The sequence below is a fragment of the Actinoplanes flavus genome, assembly GCF_017592555.1.
In the GTDB taxonomy this organism is placed as follows: domain Bacteria; phylum Actinomycetota; class Actinomycetes; order Mycobacteriales; family Micromonosporaceae; genus Actinoplanes; species Actinoplanes flavus.
Genome location: NZ_JAGFNS010000001.1, coordinates 475,186 through 490,656, shown reverse-complemented (window position 1 = coordinate 490,656; position 15,471 = coordinate 475,186). Strand labels below are relative to the sequence as shown.

Genomic DNA, 15,471 nt, shown 5'->3' with positions numbered 1-15,471 from the left:
TGGCACACCCGGGGTGTGAGGTGGACCATGGCGGTGGTTCTAGGCTGTGCTCGAAACGTTCGAGCCCACAGTGCCGTGGGTGAGGGGAGCGCCGGACCATGGCTGTCGCCGACGAGGCAGCGACCGATTCTGATCAGACCGTTCTCGACGATGTGCCCAACGCTGAGCGGTTGGTGGCGCAGGCCGTCGAGCAGGCGGGCGACGACCACACGACCGCATCTCTGGTGGGCCGCTTCTGGCGGTTCGCACCCGACGAGGAACTGGTCGGATACACACCCCAAGAGATGTTCGCGGCCGCGGTGGAGCACCGCGAACTGGCCCGCAACCGGCTGCCCGGTGAGCTGAAACTCGCCATCACCGAGCCGTCCGGCTCGCAGTCGCACAGCGTGCTGCGGATCGTCACCGACGACATGCCGTTCCTGGTCGACTCGGTGATCGCCCTGCTCAACGCCCACAACCTCCAGGTGTACCTGACGGTTCACCCGCTGATCGTGGTGCGCCGCGAGCCGCTCGGGGCGCTGGCCCAGCTCGAGGCCGAGGTGGAGCCGGACGACGCCATCGAGGGCGATCTGGTGGAGAGCTGGATCCGCATCGAGATCGACCCGGTCCGTCGCCCGGAGGCCCGCGAGCAGCTGCTCAACGAGGTGCGGCGGGTGCTCACCGACGTACGGGACGCGGTGGAGGACTGGCCGCGGATGCGTCAGCGGGCCATGGTCATCTCCGACGAGCTGGCCGCCGCCCGGGGCTCCGAGCACCCCTCGCCGGTGCCGGACAAGGACCTCACCGACTCGATCGAGCTGCTCAAGTGGCTGGCCAACGATCACTTCACGTTCCTGGGGTACCGGGAGTACCGGCTGGACGACGGGGTCCTGTCCGCTGTTCCGGGCACCGGGCTGGGCATCCTGCGCGGGGCGAGCAAGCCGCGCCGGCTGGCCGAGGAGATGGCCCCGGAGATCTACGAGCGGGCCATGGAGAAGCGGCTCCTGGTGATCACCAAGGCCAATTCCCGGGCCAGCGTGCACCGCTCCGCGTACCTGGACTACATCGGCGTGAAGCTGTTCAACGAGGCCGGCGACGTGGTCGGCGAGCGGCGGTTCCTGGGCCTGTTCTCCAGTTCGGCGTACCGGACGAGCGTGCGCGAGCTGCCGGTGGTCCGGCGCAAGGTGCAGGAGGTGATGGACCGCTCCGGCCTGTCGCCGCGCGGCCACTCGGGCAAGGACCTGCTCCAGATACTGGAGACCTACCCCCGGGACGAGCTCTTCCAGATCAAGACCGACGACCTGTACGAGGCGGTCATCGGGGTGCTGCGGATGGCCGGCCGCCGGCAGCTGCGCCTCTTCCTGCGCCGGGACGGGTACGGCCGGTTCATCTCCTGCCTCATCTACCTGCCCCGGGACCGGTTCACCACCGGCAACCGGCTGCGCATGCAGGAGATCCTGCTCCGTGAGCTGAACGGTGTCGGGGTGGACTACACCACCCGGGTCACCGAGCGGATGCTGGCGCGGGTGCACTTCATCGTGCGTACCGACCCGGCCGCCCCGCCCGGCCAGCTGGACCCGAACGAGCTGGCCGAGCGGCTCGCCGACGCGACCCGGATGTGGGACGACGACTTCTCCCTGGTGCTGGAGCGCAAACTCGGCGACGAGCAGGCGCGGCGGCTGTTCCAGCGGTACTCGGCGGCCTATCCGGAGAGCTACAAGAACACGCACACCCCGTACGAGGGCATGCAGGACCTGGCCAAGCTGGAGCTTCTCGAGGAGCCCGGCCAGCTGGCCATGCACCTGTTCCGCCGGCGGCGGCTGGGCGCGGACGGCACTCCGCAGCCGGACGAGCGCGACGTCCGGTTCAAGGTCTACCGGTACGGCGAGCCGATGATGCTCTCCGCCGTCCTGCCGGTGCTGCACTCACTGGGCGTCCGGGTCACCGACGAGCGGCCGTACGAGATCCGCCGCCCCGACGGCACCATCTACCTGTACGACTTCGGCCTGCTGCCCCCGGCCGGCCACCGCGAGCTGGCCGAGGTCCGCCCACAGGTGGAGAACGCGTTCGCGGCCGCCTGGCGGGGCGAGACCGAGGTGGACGGCTTCAACGAGCTGGTGCTGCGGGCCGGTCTCACCTGGCGGCAGGTGGTGGTGCTGCGGGCCTACGCCAAGTACCTGCGCCAGGCCGGGAACGTCTTCACCCAGCAGTACGTGGAGGCGACCTTCACGGCGTACCCGGAGATCGCCGGCCTGCTGGTGCGGCTCTTCGAGGTGCGGTTCTCCCCGGCGCTGCCGATCGGCGAGGCGGAGCGGACCCGTCGCGCCGGCGAGCTGCGCGGCCGGATCACCGAGCTGCTCGACCAGGTGGAGAGCCTGGACCAGGACCGGATCCTGCGCTCCTACCTGACCCTCATCGAGGCGACCCTGCGGACCAGCTTCTACCAGCGCGGGGCGGAGGGCCGGCCCAAGTCCTACGTGGCCTTCAAACTGGACCCGCAGGCCATCCCGGAGCTGCCCCAGCCCCGGCCGAAGTTCGAGATCTTCGTCTACTCGCCCCGGTTCGAGGGCGTGCACCTGCGGTTCGGCGCCGTGGCCCGGGGCGGTCTGCGCTGGTCGGACCGGCGGGAGGACTTCCGGACCGAGGTGCTCGGCCTGGTCAAGGCGCAGATGGTGAAGAACTCGGTGATCGTGCCGGTGGGCGCGAAGGGCGGCTTCGTGCTCAAGCAGAAGCCGGGCGACCGCGACGAGGCGGTGGAGTGCTACAAGCGCTTCATCACGGCGCTGCTCGACGTCACCGACAACATCCTGAGCGGCAAGATCGTGCCGCCGGAGGACGTGGTCCGGCACGACGGCGACGACCCGTACCTGGTGGTGGCCGCGGACAAGGGCACCGCCACGTTCAGCGACATCGCCAACGAGATCTCGGTCCGCAAGGACTTCTGGATGGGCGACGCGTTCGCCAGCGGCGGCTCGGCCGGTTACGACCACAAGAAGATGGGCATCACCGCCCGCGGCGCGTGGGAGTCGGTCAAGAAGCACTTCCGGGACCTGGGCACCGACACCCAGACCGAGGACTTCACGGTGGTCGGCGTCGGCGACATGTCCGGCGACGTCTTCGGCAACGGCATGCTGCTGTCCCGGCACATCCGGCTGGTGGCGGCCTTCGACCACCGCCACATCTTCCTCGACCCGAACCCGGACTCCGCGACCTCGTACGCGGAACGCGAGCGCCTCTTCGGTCTGCCCCGGTCGTCCTGGGCCGACTACGACGCCTCGCTGATCAGCGAGGGCGGCGGGGTGTACCCGAGGTCGGCCAAGTCGATCCCGGTCAGCCGTGAGGTCCGGGCCGCGCTGGGCCTCGGCGAGGCGCCCGCGATCAGCCCCACCGACCTGATGCGGGCCATCCTCAAGGCCCCGGTCGACCTGCTGTTCAACGGCGGCATCGGCACCTACGTGAAGGGCGCCGCCGAGTCGCACGCCGACGTGGGCGACAAGGGCAACGACGCGATCCGGATCAACGGTTCGGAGTTGCGGGTCAAGGTGGTCGGCGAGGGCGGCAACCTGGGGCTGACCCAGCGCGGGCGGATCGAGTTCGCCCGCTCCGGGGGCCGGGTGTTCACCGACTTCATCGACAACTCGGCCGGCGTGGACTGCTCGGACCACGAGGTCAACATCAAGATCCTGCTCGGTGGGGCGGTCGTCGACGGCGAGCTGTCCCTGCCGGAGCGGGACGAGCTGCTCGCCGCGATGACCGACGAGGTCGGCGAGCTGGTGCTGCGGGACAACTACGCGCAGGCCATGGCGCTGGGCAACGCCCGGTCGCAGGCGCACTCGCTGCTCCCGGTGCACCGGCGGCTGCTCACCTCGCTGGAGGAGCGCGGCGAGCTGAACCGGGAGCTGGAGGCCCTGCCGTCGGACCTGGAGCTGGCCGCCCGGTACGAGAACGGCGAGGGACTCACGCCTCCGGAGTTCGCGGTGCTCCTCGCGTACGTCAAGATCAGTTTGGAGCGTGCGGTCCTCGCGGACGAGCTGGTCGACGAGGCCTGGACCACCGATGTGCTGTCCGAATATTTCCCGACCCCGCTGCGCGAGCGGTTCGCCGGGCGGATGGCCGGGCACCGGCTGCGCCGGGAGATCATCTCGACGGCGCTGGTGAACGAGGTGGTCAACCGGGGCGGTACCTCGTTCGTCTACCGGGCCATGGAGGAGAGCGGGGCGTCGGCGGCCGACGTGATCCGGGCCTACGTGGTGGTTCGCGACGTCTTCGGCCTGGAGGAGATCTGGGCGGCCGGTGAGGCGCTGGACAACCGGGTGCCGACCTCGGCGCAGACGCTGGTCTTCCTGGAGACCCGGCGGCTGCTCGACCGGGCGGTCCGCTGGCTGGTCAGCACCCGGCGCTCACCGATCGACGTGCCCGGTGAGATCGCCAAACTGCGGCCCGGCATCTCGACGCTGCTGCCGATGCTGCCCGAGGTGATCGTCGGCGCCGAGCGGCGGGCGCTGGTCGACCGGATCGCCGAACTGGTCGCGAAGGACGTGCCGGAGGATCTGGCGGCCGCGGTGAGCCGGGTGTTCTACGGCTTCGGGCTGCTGGACGTCCTGGAGACGGCCGCCGCCATCGACCGGGACGCGGAGGAGGTGGCACAGGTCTACTTCGTGCTCTCCGAGCGGTTCGGGGTGGACGCGCTGCTGTCGCACATCTCCCGGCTGCCGCGTGGCGACCGCTGGCAGACCCTGGCCCGGATGGCGCTGCGTTACGACCTGTACGCCGCGCTGGCCGCCCTCACCGCCGAGGTGCTCCACTCGACGCCGTCGTCGGCGGCGCCGGAGGACCGGGTCTCCCAGTGGGAACAGGTGAACGCGGCGTCGATCGCCCGGGCGTCCAACGCGATGGGCAACGTCGACGACTCGCCGGCCGACCTGGCGGCGCTGTCGGTGCTGCTGCGCCAGATCCGCACCCTGGTGAAGACCTCGTCGGCGGGCTGATCACGGCGAAACGGTGATGAGCCGGGCAGGGCGTGCTGCTCCCGAAGTCACGCCCTGCCCGGCTCATCGTCCCCAGACCCACCTTGTGGCCATCACGCTAGGTGACGTCCCGGCGTGTGGAAAGCAGTCCCTGTGCGGTTTACCCGTTCGGCTGGCCCGATCGCGCCGTAGGTTCTCCGATCAGCCCCGGGCGGATCACGCAGCGTGATGAAGGCCGAGTGCCTCGGCGGCGGCGCGGCCGTTGGCGAGACTCGCCCCGTGGGTCACCACGTAGACCCGGGCGCCCTCCGGCCGCCACGGCGACGGCCAGCCCATCTCGACGACGCCGACCGGCCGCTCGGCGGCCAGTTTCCCGATCAGGGTGCGAGCCGCGGGGGAGCTGTGCAGGCGACGGCCGACCAGCACGATCGGCCGGTCGCCGGCGGCCGCGGCCAGCGCCTCCGGGGTGGTCTCGCCGGCCGGCACCTCGATCTGCTCGACCCCGCTCAGGTGCGGCCCGAGACCCCACGGCACCCGGCCCTCGGCGATCGAGTGGCCCGCCACGAACTGCACCACCAGCGGGGAACGCAGCTCGGCCGGGTCGCCCTCGACGATCATGCCCCGACGGGCGGCTTCGACGCCCAGATCGCCGTCGCCCGGCTCGGCCCGGTGCGGGGTCGCGCTCCAGGCGGCCAATGCGGCGGTACGGGCGACCGCGTCCTCCAGTCGCGCGAGCTCCAGCCGCCCGTCCCCGGCGGCCGCGGCGATCTCGGCGGCGATCGCCTCGACCAGCGCCCGGTCCACCACGGCCCCGATGCAGAGCAGGTCGGCCCCGGCCGCCAGCGCCGCCACGGCGGCCCGCGGGATGCTCCCCGCCGAGGCGGCCGCACCGCGCATCTCCAGCGCGTCGGTGACGATCGCGCCGCGGAAGCCCAGCTCGTCGCGGAGCAGCCCGGTCAGCGCCGCCCGGCTGAACGTGGCCGGCCCGTCCCCGGTCAGCTCCGGCACCCGGATGTGCGCGCTCATCACGGCGCGCGTACCGGCCTGGACGGCGGCGGCGAACGGCGGCAGGTCGCGCTCCCGCAGCACGGCCAGCGGCACGTCGACGGTGGGCAGCTCCAGGTGCGAGTCGGTGACCGTGGCGCCGTGCCCGGGGAAGTGCTTGGCGCACGCCGCCACCCCGTTGGCCTGCAACCCGGCCACGGCCGCTCCGGTGTGCCGGGCGACCAGCGCCGGGCCGGCCCCGAACGAGCGGGTGCCGATGATCGGGTTCTCGGCGACGCTGTTCACGTCCACGGTCGGCGCCAGGTTCAGGTTGATCCCGACGGCCGCCAGGTCGGCGCCGATCGCGGCGTAGATCCGCCGGGTCAGCTCCGGATCGTCGGCCGCGCCGAGCGCCGCGTTCCCGGGGTAGGGGCTCCCGGTCCGGTGCCCCAACCGGGTGACGTCGCCGCCCTCCTCGTCGATCGCGATCAGCGCGTCCGGCCGGGCCGACCGCAGCTGAGCGGTGAGCCGGGCGACCTGCTCCGGCTCGCCGACGTTGGCGCCGAACAGGGTGTGCCCGGCCAGCCCCTCGGTGAGCAGCTCGCCCGCCCAGTCCGGGGCGACGTGCCCGGGAAAGGCGGCGAGCAGGGTGTGCAGGGCGAGTCGGCGGAGGCCGGGGTCGAGGGCCATGGTGTCCTTCCGATGACGCAACTCTGGCCGTTTTCCGCCGGGAGCTGCCATGATCGCTCGCAGTCGATGGCGTCCTTGCGGTGCGGCGACGTTGCCTACCGTTACGCTGCGGCTGCGTGTCGTGCGTCGACACTGTAACAGGAAAGAATCTTTCTTATTAGGGGACGAACGTATGGCCGCCACCCGCCTCCCGGGCACGCCCCGGTTGCTGCGCGCGCTCAACGACCGCGCGGCGCTGGACCTGCTGCTCACGCGAGGCCCGCTGACCCGGGCGCAACTCGGCGAGATGACCGGGCTCAGCAAGGTCACCGCCTCCCAGCTGGTCGAGCGGCTCGAGGAGCGCGGCCTGGTCCGGCGGGTGGGTGAGCAGGCCGGTGGCCGCGGCCCCAACGCCCAGCTCTACGCGGTCACCCCGTCCAGTGCCCACGTCATCGGGGTGGAGGTCGGCCCGGACGGCGTGGTGGCCGCGTGCGCCGACATCACCGGCGCGGTGATCAGCCGGGTCGAACAGAGCACCAAGGACACCGACGACCCGGTCGGCGTGGTGCACAACGCGGTGGTCCAGGCCGCCGGGGAGGCCGGCGCCGACATGTCCTCGGTGCGCCGGGTGGTGCTCGGCACCCCGGGCCTCGTCGACCCGCAGACCGGTGAGATCTCCTTCGCCCACGACCTGCCCCGCTGGCACCGCGGCCTGCTCGCCGACCTGCGCCGCGACCTGAACATCCCGGTCTTCTTCGGCAACGACGTCAACCTGGCCGCGGTCGCCGAGTCCGGCACCGGCGCGGCCACCGGGGTCGCCGACTTCGCGCTCGTCTGGATCGGCCGCGGCGTCGGCCTCGCCACCGTCCTCGGCGGCCGCCTGCACCAGGGCGCCACCGGTGCGGCCGGCGAGATCGGCTACCTGCCGGTGGCCGGCGCCGAGGTGCCGCACAACGCCTCCCGCCGCGGTGTGAAGGGCGCCTTCCAGGCGATCGCCGGCGCCGACGCGGTCAAGACGATCGGCAAGCAGTTCGGCTTCCGCGGCGCCGAGGCGGCCGACGTGGTGCGGGCCGCCGTCGCGGCCGGCCCGGCCGGCGAGCCGGTGCTCGACGAACTGGCCCGCCGGCTGGCGCTGGGCGTGGCCGCCACCTGTGTGGTGCTCGACCCGCCGCTGGTGGTGCTGGCCGGTGAGGTGAGCCGGGCCGGCGGCGCGGCGCTGGCCGACCGGGTGGAGCGCGAGGTGGCGGCGATCACGCTGGTGTCGCCCAAGGTGGTGGTCACCCGGGTGGCGTCCGAGCCGGTTCTGCACGGTGCGCTGCGGATGGCGCTGGACGCGGTCCGTGACGAGGTGTTCGGCTCGACCACCGACTGAGCCCCGGGCACCGGCACGCCGTCCGGCCCGCACGGCCGGACATGGTTGGATGGACGCGTGCTGGAGGCTGCCGTACCCATTCCGCCCGACGAGGACACCGTCATCGCCTTCGACCGCGTGAACGTGGTGCGCGGCGGAAACTTCCTGATCCGCGACCTGTCCTGGCAGGTCGAGCTGGACGAGCGGTGGGTGGTGCTGGGCCCGAACGGCGCCGGCAAGACCACCCTGCTCAACCTGGCGTCCGCCCGGATGCACCCGACCCGCGGCACGGCGTACGTGCTGGGCGAGAAGCTCGGGCGTACCGACGTGACCGAGCTGCGGACCCGGGTGGGCATCACCACCGGCCGGTTCGCCGACCAGGTGCCGCCCTCCGAGCGGGTGCTCGACGTGGTGGTCACCGCCGCGTGGTCGGTGGTCGGCCGCTGGCGGGAGAGCTACGACCCGCAGGACGAGGCCCGCGCCCGGGAGCTTCTCGAGCAGCTGGGCATCGCGGCGTTCGCCGACCGTGAGTTCGGCACCCTGTCCGAGGGCGAGCGCAAGCGCACCCAGATCGCCCGGGCACTGATGACCGACCCCGAGCTGATGCTGCTCGACGAGCCGACCGCCGGGCTCGACCTGGGCGGCCGGGAGACCCTGATCGGCCACCTCACCGAGCTGGCCCTGGACCCGGACGCCCCGGCCATGGTGCTGGTCACCCACCACGTCGAGGAGATCCCGCCGGGCTTCACCCACGGCCTGCTGCTGCGCGAGGGCACCGTGGTCGCGGCCGGCCTGCTCGGCGAGGTGATGACCGCGGAGAACCTGACCAAGACCTTCGGCCTGCCGCTGATCGTCGACCGGTTCGGCGACCGCTACACGGCCCGGGCCGGCTAGATGGCGACCCGGGTGGTCGTCGCCGGCAGCGCGAACATGGACCTGGTCGGGCTGGCGCCGAGCCTGCCCCGGCCGGGCGAGACCGTGCTCGGTGACGACTTCGTGATGACCCCCGGCGGCAAGGGCTCCAACCAGGCCATCGCCGCCGCACTGGCCGGCGCCGGGACGACCTTCCTCGGCGCGATCGGATCGGACGCGTTCGGGGTCACCCTCAACGCCCGGCTCGCGGCTGCGGGCGTCGACGTCGACCTGGTCCGGACCAGCTACGGCTCCTCCGGCGTCGCCGTGATCATGGTGGACCGTGCCGGGGAGAACTCGATCCTGGTCAGCCCCGGGGCGAACCGCACCTTCGTCGATCTCACCGCCGACGAGACGGCCGCCATCGCCGCCGCCGACGTGCTGCTCTGCCAGCAGGAGATCCCGATGGCCACGGTGCTGGCCGCGCTGCGGGCCGGCCGCGCGGGCGGCACCCGGACCATCCTGAACGCGGCGCCCGCCCGGGTGCTGCCGCCCGGGCTGCTCGACGAGGTGGACCTGCTGGTGGTCAACGAGACCGAGGCCCGGGCCATCACCGGCCGGGCCGAGCCGGACATGGCGTCGCTGCTCGCCCTGGTGCCCCGGGTGGTGCTCACCCTGAGCGGCAACGGCTCCCGGTACGCCGACCGCGACGGCGCCGACGTGCACGTGCCCGCCTTCCGGGTGGAGGTCGCCGACACCACGGCGGCCGGGGACGCCTTCACCGGCGCGCTGGCCGTCGCCTGGGGCGAGGGCCGCGACCTGATCGAGGCGATCCGCTGGGCGAACGCCGCCGGGGCGGCCTGCGTGCGCCGGGTCGGGGCGAGCAACGCCCTGCCGGCCCGGGGCGACATCGAGGAGATCTTCAGGACTGGCGAATCGTCGTGACGAACCGGGACACCTCGGACCGGAGCACCTCGGCGAGCCGCGAGAGCCCGCCGTCGCCCGACCGGTGACCGCCGTCCACCGCCACCGCGATGCCGTCCACCAGATCGCTCATCTCCCGGATCCGGTTGGTGACCGCCTCCAGCACGGCGATCGCGTCGGCCGCCGACTGCTGCACGGTGTTGACCTGGTTCATGATCTCCTCGCTGGACGAGCTGGTCTCGTTCGCCAGGTTCTTCACCTCGCTGGCCACCACGCTGAAGCCGCGTCCGGCCGACCCGGCCCGGGCCGCCTCGATGGTGGCGTTCAGCGCCAGCAGCCGGGTCTGCGCCGCCACCTGATTGATCAGGTCGACCGCGTGCCGGATCTCCTCCGACGAGGTACGCAGCGACGACACCGTGCCCAGCCCCCGCTCGGCGTCGGTGACCGCGCTCCGGGCGAAGTCGGCCAGCCCGTTCGCTGACCGGCCCATCTCGGTGGCGGCCGTCGCCACCTGCTCGGAGGCGGTCAGCACCGCCGACTCCAGCTCGTCGGCGAGCGCCTGCCGGGCCCGGGCGGCGTCCGCGAACTGGGCCGCCGTCCGGCTCATCACCTGGTTCGCGTGGGTGATCTGCTCGGCCGCCGTCCGGTACGCCCCGTCCAGCCCTTGGGTGAGGAAATGCCGGTGGAACCGCCCCTCGGCGGCCGCCGTCGACGCCGCCCCGGACTCCCGGACGAACGCGTCGATGTGGTCGAGCAGCCCGTTCACCGCGACCCGCAGCTCCGGGGCCCCGGCGGTGTCGCCGAGCGCCGGCACCCGGGCCTCCAGATCACCGTTGGCGGCCCGTTCGCAGACCTCGGTCACCAGGCGGATCGCGTCCTCCGGCCCGGTGCCGGCCGGAGGCACCGACCTCATCGGGCGCTCCCGTCGGTGATGTCCCAGACCAGCTCGTCGTAGGTGCGCCCGTGCTCGCCGAGGATCTGCTCCAGGACCGCCGTGCCCGCCGCCACCGCGTCCGGGGTCCGGGATCGCCGGCGCTCCTCGTCCAGCATCCGGGCGTAGACGGACCCGACCGTTTGGACCGCGGCGGCGGCCGGCCGGCGCCGGTTGGAGTGGTAGCCGAGCAGCCGCCCGGTGCGGTCGAAGGACGGTGTGATGTGCGCGAACACCCAGTAGTGCGCGCCGTCGACGGCCAGGTTCAGCACGTACGCGAAGATCTCCTGCCGCCTCCCGAGGGTATCCCACAGCAGCTGGAACACGGCCCTCGGCATGTCCGGGTGCCGGATCAGGCTGTGCGGCCGGCCCACCGCCTGCTCCTCGGTCAGCGCGGAGACACGCAGGAAGACGTCGTTGGTGTACGTGATGACGCCGCGCGGATCGGTCTTGGTGACGATCAGCTCGTCCTCGCCGAACGTGCGCTCGACGCCGGTCGGCCGTACCTCGGTGGCTCTCATGATCTTTCCTGATGGTCAGCGGCGCACCGCGGGCTCCAGCGCGCGCTGCAGGGCGCGGTAGACGCGGCCGAACCGCTGGGCGTCGTTCGTCCGCAGCAGCAGCACGTCGCCCGCCCGCACCCGGCCCCAGATCTCCAGGCTGCGGCTGCCCCGGTCGTACGACCGGTCGACCCGCTCCAGCAGCAGGTCGGCGACCGGCACCACGGCCAGGCCCAGCAGGACCCCGGCGACCACCCAGCCCAGCGTGGTGGTGAGCGAGGCGTCCATGGCCAGCGCCACCAGCACGGCGAACCCGCCGGCCAGCAGCGGCAGCAGGATCGCCAGGCCGAGCGCGCCCCGCCAGGCGATGACACCCCAGGAACGGGCGCCCTTCGTGTACCACACCCGGATCAGCTCGGGCAGGCGGAACTCGTGGCCGTTCATCGACACACCGGATGACGTGATGAGCACATCCGGATCCCGGTAGTACGTGGTCATCTTTGTCCTCCCCAGTGGTCCCAATGTAGTCGGCGGCCGTCGTAGGCTGACGGCAAAACGGCAGGAGTGAACAGGAGGGCACACCGGTGGGTGAGTTCGTACGGCTCGAGGTCGCGGACGGCATCGGCACCATCCGGCTGGAGCGGCCGCCGGTCAACGCGCTCAACACCCGGGTGCAGGAGGAGTTGCGGGCGGCGGCGCAGGCCGCGGCCGCGGACGACGAGGTCCGCGCGGTGGTCGTGCACGGCGCCGGCAAGCACTTCGCGGCGGGCGCCGACATCACCGAGTTCACCACGGTGACGTACCAGGAGATGGTGGTCCGGGCCGGCGCGCTGTCCAGCGCCTTCGACGCGGTCGCGCAGATCCCCAAGCCGGTCGTCGCCGCCATCACGGGGTACGCACTGGGCGGCGGCTGCGAGCTGGCCCTGGCCTGTGACTGGCGGGTGATCGCCGAGGACGCCAAGCTCGGCCAGCCGGAGATCAAGCTCGGCATCATCCCGGGCGCCGGCGGCACCCAGCGGCTGGCCCGGCTGATCGGCCCGGCCCGCGCCAAGGACCTGATCTTCTCCGGCCGGATGGTCGACAGCGACGAGGCGCTGCGGATCGGCCTGGCCGACCGGGTGGTCCCGGCCGATCAGGTGTACGCCACGGCCGTCGAGCTCGTCCGGCAGTACACGACCGGCCCGGCCCTGGCCCTGCGCGCCGCCAAGCAGGCCGTCGACGGCGGGCTCAGCGTCGACCTGGCGGCCGGGCTGGCCCTCGAGTCGCACCTGTTCGCCGGCCTCTTCGCGACCGACGACCGGGTCGAGGGGACCACCGCGTTCGTCGAGAAACGGGCCCCCAAGTTCACCGGAAAGTAGGGCCCGGGTGATCTTTACCGTCGGGAATCCGCCTGACGGGAGGGAACGTAAGCGGGCTGTCATTGCCTAGACTGCGGGCATGCCCATCGACCAGGGTGGTCCGAAGCGGTACGCCCTCGGCGTCGACTTCGGCACCTCCAACACCGTCGCCGTCGCGCGATGGCCGGACGGCCGTGCCCGCCCGATCCTGGTCGACGGCTCCCCGCTGCTGCCGTCGGCCGTCTTCGCCGACTCCGACGGAAGCCTGCTCGTCGGCCGGGACGCGGTGCACAGCGCCCGGCTCGACCCGGCCCGCTTCGAGCCCAACCCGAAACGCCGGGTCGACGACGGGCTGGTGCTGCTCGGCGAACGGGAGTTCGAGACCGTCGAGCTGATCGCCGCGGTCCTGGCCCGGGTCGCCGAGGAGTGGCACCGGGCGGTCGGGCCGCACCGGCCGGAGGTCACCCTCACCTGCCCGGCCACCTGGGGAGCGGCCCGTCGCACCCTGCTCGCCGAGGCCGCCGCCCGCGCCGGGCTGGAGGGCGCCCGCCTGGTCGCCGAACCGGTGGCCGCGGCCACCTACTTCGCCGAGGTGCTCGGGCGCGACGTGCCGATCGGCTCGGTCGTGGTGGTGCACGACTTCGGTGCCGGCACCTTCGACACCAGCGTGGTCGCGCGCACCTCGTCCGGTTTCGAGGTGCTCGCCGTCGACGGGCGTGACGACCTCGGCGGCCTGGACGTCGACGCGGCCGTCGTCGAGCACCTGCGCACCGCCGACTGGGCCCGGCTCATGGAACCCTCCACCGTCGAGGAGCGCCGGGCGCGCCGCCAGCTGTGGGACGACGTCCGGATCGCCAAGGAGCGGCTCTCCCGGGCGCAGGCCGCCGACTTCGTGGTGCCGCTGCTCGACATCGAGGCCCACCTCACCCGCGAGGAGCTGGAGACGGTGGCCCGGCCGGTGCTGGAGCAGACCGTCGAGATCACCCGGAACCTGTTGCGCTGGGCCGATCTGCCGGACGGGCGGCTGGCCGGGGTGTTCCTGGTCGGCGGCGCCAGCCGGATCCCGCTGGTGGCCACCCTGCTGCACCGGGCGCTCGGCGACCCGCCCGTGGTGATCGAGCAGCCCGAGCTGGTCGTGGCCGAGGGCAGCATCCTGGCCGGGGCCGCCCTGCTGACCACCGAGCCGGCCGCGCCCGGGCCCACCGAGGAGCTGCGGCTGCCTTCCAAGTACCTTCCGGTCCGCGCCGAGGAGGACGGTCCGACCGTGCTGGCGGCGCCACCCGTGCCGGTGGCGCCACCCGTCGCCGAGGCGCCGACCGTGCTGGCGGGGCCGGCCGGGGAGCGCGAGCCCGAAGCGGCCCGGACCGAGCTGGTCGAGCGCGACCAGCCGACCGTCCTGGCCAGCCCCGCGGACGTGGCGGATGTCGTGAAGGTCGCGGACGAACCGGTCGCGACGGCATCGGGGCCGGACGCGCCGCCGTCACCCACGCCGCCGGTGGAAGCCGACCGCCCGACCGTGGTGGCCGGCCGGCCGGCCGAGACCGACCGCCCGACCATGGTGGCGGGAAAACCGCTGACCACGCCGGTTCCGGCCGTTCCGTCCGCGACCGCGATCGATGTGCCGGTGCTGCCCGGATCCGGCCGGGCCGAGTCGCCACCGCAGCATCGGCCGCGTGCCGACGGCCCGCCCCAGCGGCAGCCCCGGCAGAACCGCCCGTCCCGGCCGCGACCGCCCGCCGACACCCCACCGCATCTGCTTCCCCCGGTGGACCCGTGGCCGCACGCGGCCGACAGTTGGCGTTCCGATCCGGACGCGACGGTCGCCACCAGTCCCCCCGAACACGAGAGCCGGACTCCCGTACCCCCGAGGCAGCCCCGGCAGCCGGCGCGCGCGCCCCGGCCGCAGCAGCCCGCGCCCCGGCCGCAGCAGCCGGTGGTGGCACACGCCCGGCCGGTCTCGCCCGCCGTGGGCTCGGCCCGCCCGGTCTCACCGCCCGCCCGCGCGGTCGTCTCCGCGCCGCAGCCGCAGCCGCAACCCCAGCCGCAGCCGCGGCCGGCCCGGGTGCGCCGCCGTGGGCGTCTCGGCCGCGCGATCCAGATGCTGCTCAGCATGATCGTGATGGTGACCGTGCCGATCGTGGCGCTGATCCTGGCCTACGGCTACGGCAACGGCGAACCGTTCGACCAGGACGCCGTCGAGGTCTTCACCGACATCGCGAGACTGCTCGGGCTCTGACCGGCGGCCGCCGCCTCACGGACGGTCCGGCTCGTCGTCCTGCCGGAGATCCCGTTCCCATTCGTCGAGCAGCTCACGGTCGCGGCGGGACTGCTCGCTGTCCATCGAACGCAGGAAATCCGGGTCGTCGTCCGGCGAGGAGGGGCGGCGGATCGGGCGGCGGGACCGGCTGATCGGGCGGCCCCAGAGGAGGTAGGCGGTCGGTCCGGCGAGCGGTATCAGCACGATCGCGAGGATCCAGACGGCGCGGGGCGCGTTGCGGACCCGCTCCACCGACAAGGCGCTGATGAGGGCCAGGATCAGCAGGACGAGGGCTGCCGCGGCCAAGAAGATGAACAACCGGACCATGCCGCAATGATGCTCCTCGAAAGCCGGGTCGGCGACGATCAGAGCATGACAACCCATCCGCCGAGGACGGCCAGGACGACGATGAGGACGGCGTAGGCCCGGATCGAGCGGGGCGCCGGCCCGGGGAACCGGGTCCGCAGGTCCCGGCCCCGGTGCAGGGCGATCGCCACGATCGCCGCCCAGGCCGTCATCGCGGCCGCCGCCAGCAGCCACTCGGCCGGGCCGGCGCCGGGCGCGAAGGCCGGCCGGAGGGTGAGCAGCGCCACGGCGGAGGCCGACAGGCCGGTGCGCCGCCAGGCGAGCCGGGTCCGCGGCGCGGAGGCGCCCGGATCGCGGGGCACCCGGGCGCACGCCCCCGGATCCCGGGTGTGCAGGCCGCAGGGCTCGGCCATC

12 protein-coding genes are annotated in these 15,471 nt (G+C 73.1%); 6 read left to right on the top strand and 6 right to left on the bottom strand.

The features are described from left to right. The first annotated feature begins 98 nt into the window (after positions 1-98). A complete protein-coding gene (locus tag J5X75_RS02235) occupies positions 99-4,967 on the top strand; it encodes an NAD-glutamate dehydrogenase (protein WP_208465477.1) in 4,869 nt (1,622 codons plus the stop codon). 195 nt (positions 4,968-5,162) lie between these two features. Here the strand turns inward: J5X75_RS02235 and J5X75_RS02230 are convergent, their stop codons facing one another. Further along, positions 5,163-6,620 (bottom strand): glycoside hydrolase family 3 protein, encoded by a 1,458-nt coding sequence (locus tag J5X75_RS02230; protein ID WP_208465476.1) that lies wholly within the window; start codon positions 6,618-6,620, stop codon positions 5,163-5,165. Between the two features lie 172 nt (positions 6,621-6,792). On the opposite strand from J5X75_RS02230, the gene J5X75_RS02225 reads away from it, so the two are divergent. From J5X75_RS02225 to J5X75_RS02215, 3 genes are read left to right on the top strand one after another with little or no spacing between them, the layout of a single operon-like run. Next, complete coding sequence (locus J5X75_RS02225) at positions 6,793-7,971, top strand: ROK family transcriptional regulator (RefSeq protein WP_208465474.1); 1,179 nt, start codon at positions 6,793-6,795, stop codon at positions 7,969-7,971. A 45-nt stretch (positions 7,972-8,016) separates the two neighbouring features. Further along, the gene (locus tag J5X75_RS02220) at positions 8,017-8,844 is read left to right on the top strand and encodes an ABC transporter ATP-binding protein (RefSeq protein ID WP_208465472.1); all 828 of its coding nucleotides are present in this window, start codon (positions 8,017-8,019) and stop codon (positions 8,842-8,844) included. Beyond that, positions 8,845-9,747: a ribokinase gene (locus tag J5X75_RS02215; protein WP_208465470.1), complete on the top strand. Its 903-nt coding sequence runs from the start codon at positions 8,845-8,847 to the stop codon at positions 9,745-9,747. Here the strand turns inward: J5X75_RS02215 and J5X75_RS02210 are convergent. Genes J5X75_RS02210 through J5X75_RS02200 form a run of 3 tightly spaced genes read right to left on the bottom strand, consistent with a single transcriptional unit; the run spans position 9,725 to position 11,655 of the window. Beyond that, positions 9,725-10,639, bottom strand: a complete 915-nt coding sequence (locus J5X75_RS02210; protein WP_208465469.1) for a methyl-accepting chemotaxis protein — start codon at positions 10,637-10,639, stop codon at positions 9,725-9,727. The two genes, J5X75_RS02215 and J5X75_RS02210, sit on opposite strands and share 23 nt — an antisense overlap. Further along, positions 10,636-11,178, bottom strand: coding sequence for a PAS domain-containing protein (locus J5X75_RS02205; protein WP_208465468.1), 543 nt, complete (start codon positions 11,176-11,178; stop codon positions 10,636-10,638). The genes J5X75_RS02210 and J5X75_RS02205 overlap by 4 nt, the downstream gene beginning before the upstream one ends. Before the next feature lie 15 nt (positions 11,179-11,193). After that, positions 11,194-11,655 carry a DUF6232 family protein gene (locus J5X75_RS02200; RefSeq protein ID WP_208465467.1) on the bottom strand — a complete coding sequence of 154 codons (462 nt, stop codon included), beginning with the start codon at positions 11,653-11,655 and terminating at the stop codon, positions 11,194-11,196. Between the two features lie 86 nt (positions 11,656-11,741). Here J5X75_RS02200 and J5X75_RS02195 point away from each other — a divergent pair, with 86 nt between their 5' ends. Together J5X75_RS02195 and J5X75_RS43865 are read left to right on the top strand one after the other, a co-directional pair. Next, positions 11,742-12,515, top strand: a complete 774-nt coding sequence (locus tag J5X75_RS02195) for an enoyl-CoA hydratase/isomerase family protein (RefSeq protein ID WP_208465466.1) — start codon at positions 11,742-11,744, stop codon at positions 12,513-12,515. A 79-nt stretch (positions 12,516-12,594) separates the two neighbouring features. Further along, positions 12,595-14,730, top strand: a complete 2,136-nt coding sequence (locus tag J5X75_RS43865; protein ID WP_238487117.1) for an Hsp70 family protein — start codon at positions 12,595-12,597, stop codon at positions 14,728-14,730. 15 nt (positions 14,731-14,745) lie between these two features. Here the strand turns inward: J5X75_RS43865 and J5X75_RS02185 are convergent, their stop codons facing one another. After that, positions 14,746-15,078, bottom strand: coding sequence for a PLD nuclease N-terminal domain-containing protein (locus J5X75_RS02185; RefSeq protein WP_208465465.1), 333 nt, complete (start codon positions 15,076-15,078; stop codon positions 14,746-14,748). 38 nt (positions 15,079-15,116) lie between these two features. Then, positions 15,117-15,470, bottom strand: coding sequence for a DUF202 domain-containing protein (locus tag J5X75_RS02180; protein WP_208465463.1), 354 nt, complete (start codon positions 15,468-15,470; stop codon positions 15,117-15,119). Between the last annotated feature and the right edge of the window lies 1 nt (position 15,471).

Bases quoted from the DNA above. Each gene is read 5' to 3' on its own strand.
- J5X75_RS02205 (WP_208465468.1), bottom strand. From the start codon at position 11,178: ATGAGAGCCACCGAGGTACGGCCGACCGGCGTCGAGCGCACGTTCGGC.
- J5X75_RS43865 (WP_238487117.1), top strand. From the start codon at position 12,595: ATGCCCATCGACCAGGGTGGTCCGAAGCGGTACGCCCTCGGCGTCGAC.
- J5X75_RS02215 (WP_208465470.1), top strand. From the start codon at position 8,845: ATGGCGACCCGGGTGGTCGTCGCCGGCAGCGCGAACATGGACCTGGTC.
- J5X75_RS02230 (WP_208465476.1), bottom strand. From the start codon at position 6,620: ATGGCCCTCGACCCCGGCCTCCGCCGACTCGCCCTGCACACCCTGCTC.
- J5X75_RS02200 (WP_208465467.1), bottom strand. From the start codon at position 11,655: ATGACCACGTACTACCGGGATCCGGATGTGCTCATCACGTCATCCGGT.
- J5X75_RS02235 (WP_208465477.1), top strand. From the start codon at position 99: ATGGCTGTCGCCGACGAGGCAGCGACCGATTCTGATCAGACCGTTCTC.
- J5X75_RS02210 (WP_208465469.1), bottom strand. From the start codon at position 10,639: ATGAGGTCGGTGCCTCCGGCCGGCACCGGGCCGGAGGACGCGATCCGC.
- J5X75_RS02185 (WP_208465465.1), bottom strand. From the start codon at position 15,078: ATGGTCCGGTTGTTCATCTTCTTGGCCGCGGCAGCCCTCGTCCTGCTG.
- J5X75_RS02180 (WP_208465463.1), bottom strand. From the start codon at position 15,470: ATGGCCGAGCCCTGCGGCCTGCACACCCGGGATCCGGGGGCGTGCGCC.
- J5X75_RS02225 (WP_208465474.1), top strand. From the start codon at position 6,793: ATGGCCGCCACCCGCCTCCCGGGCACGCCCCGGTTGCTGCGCGCGCTC.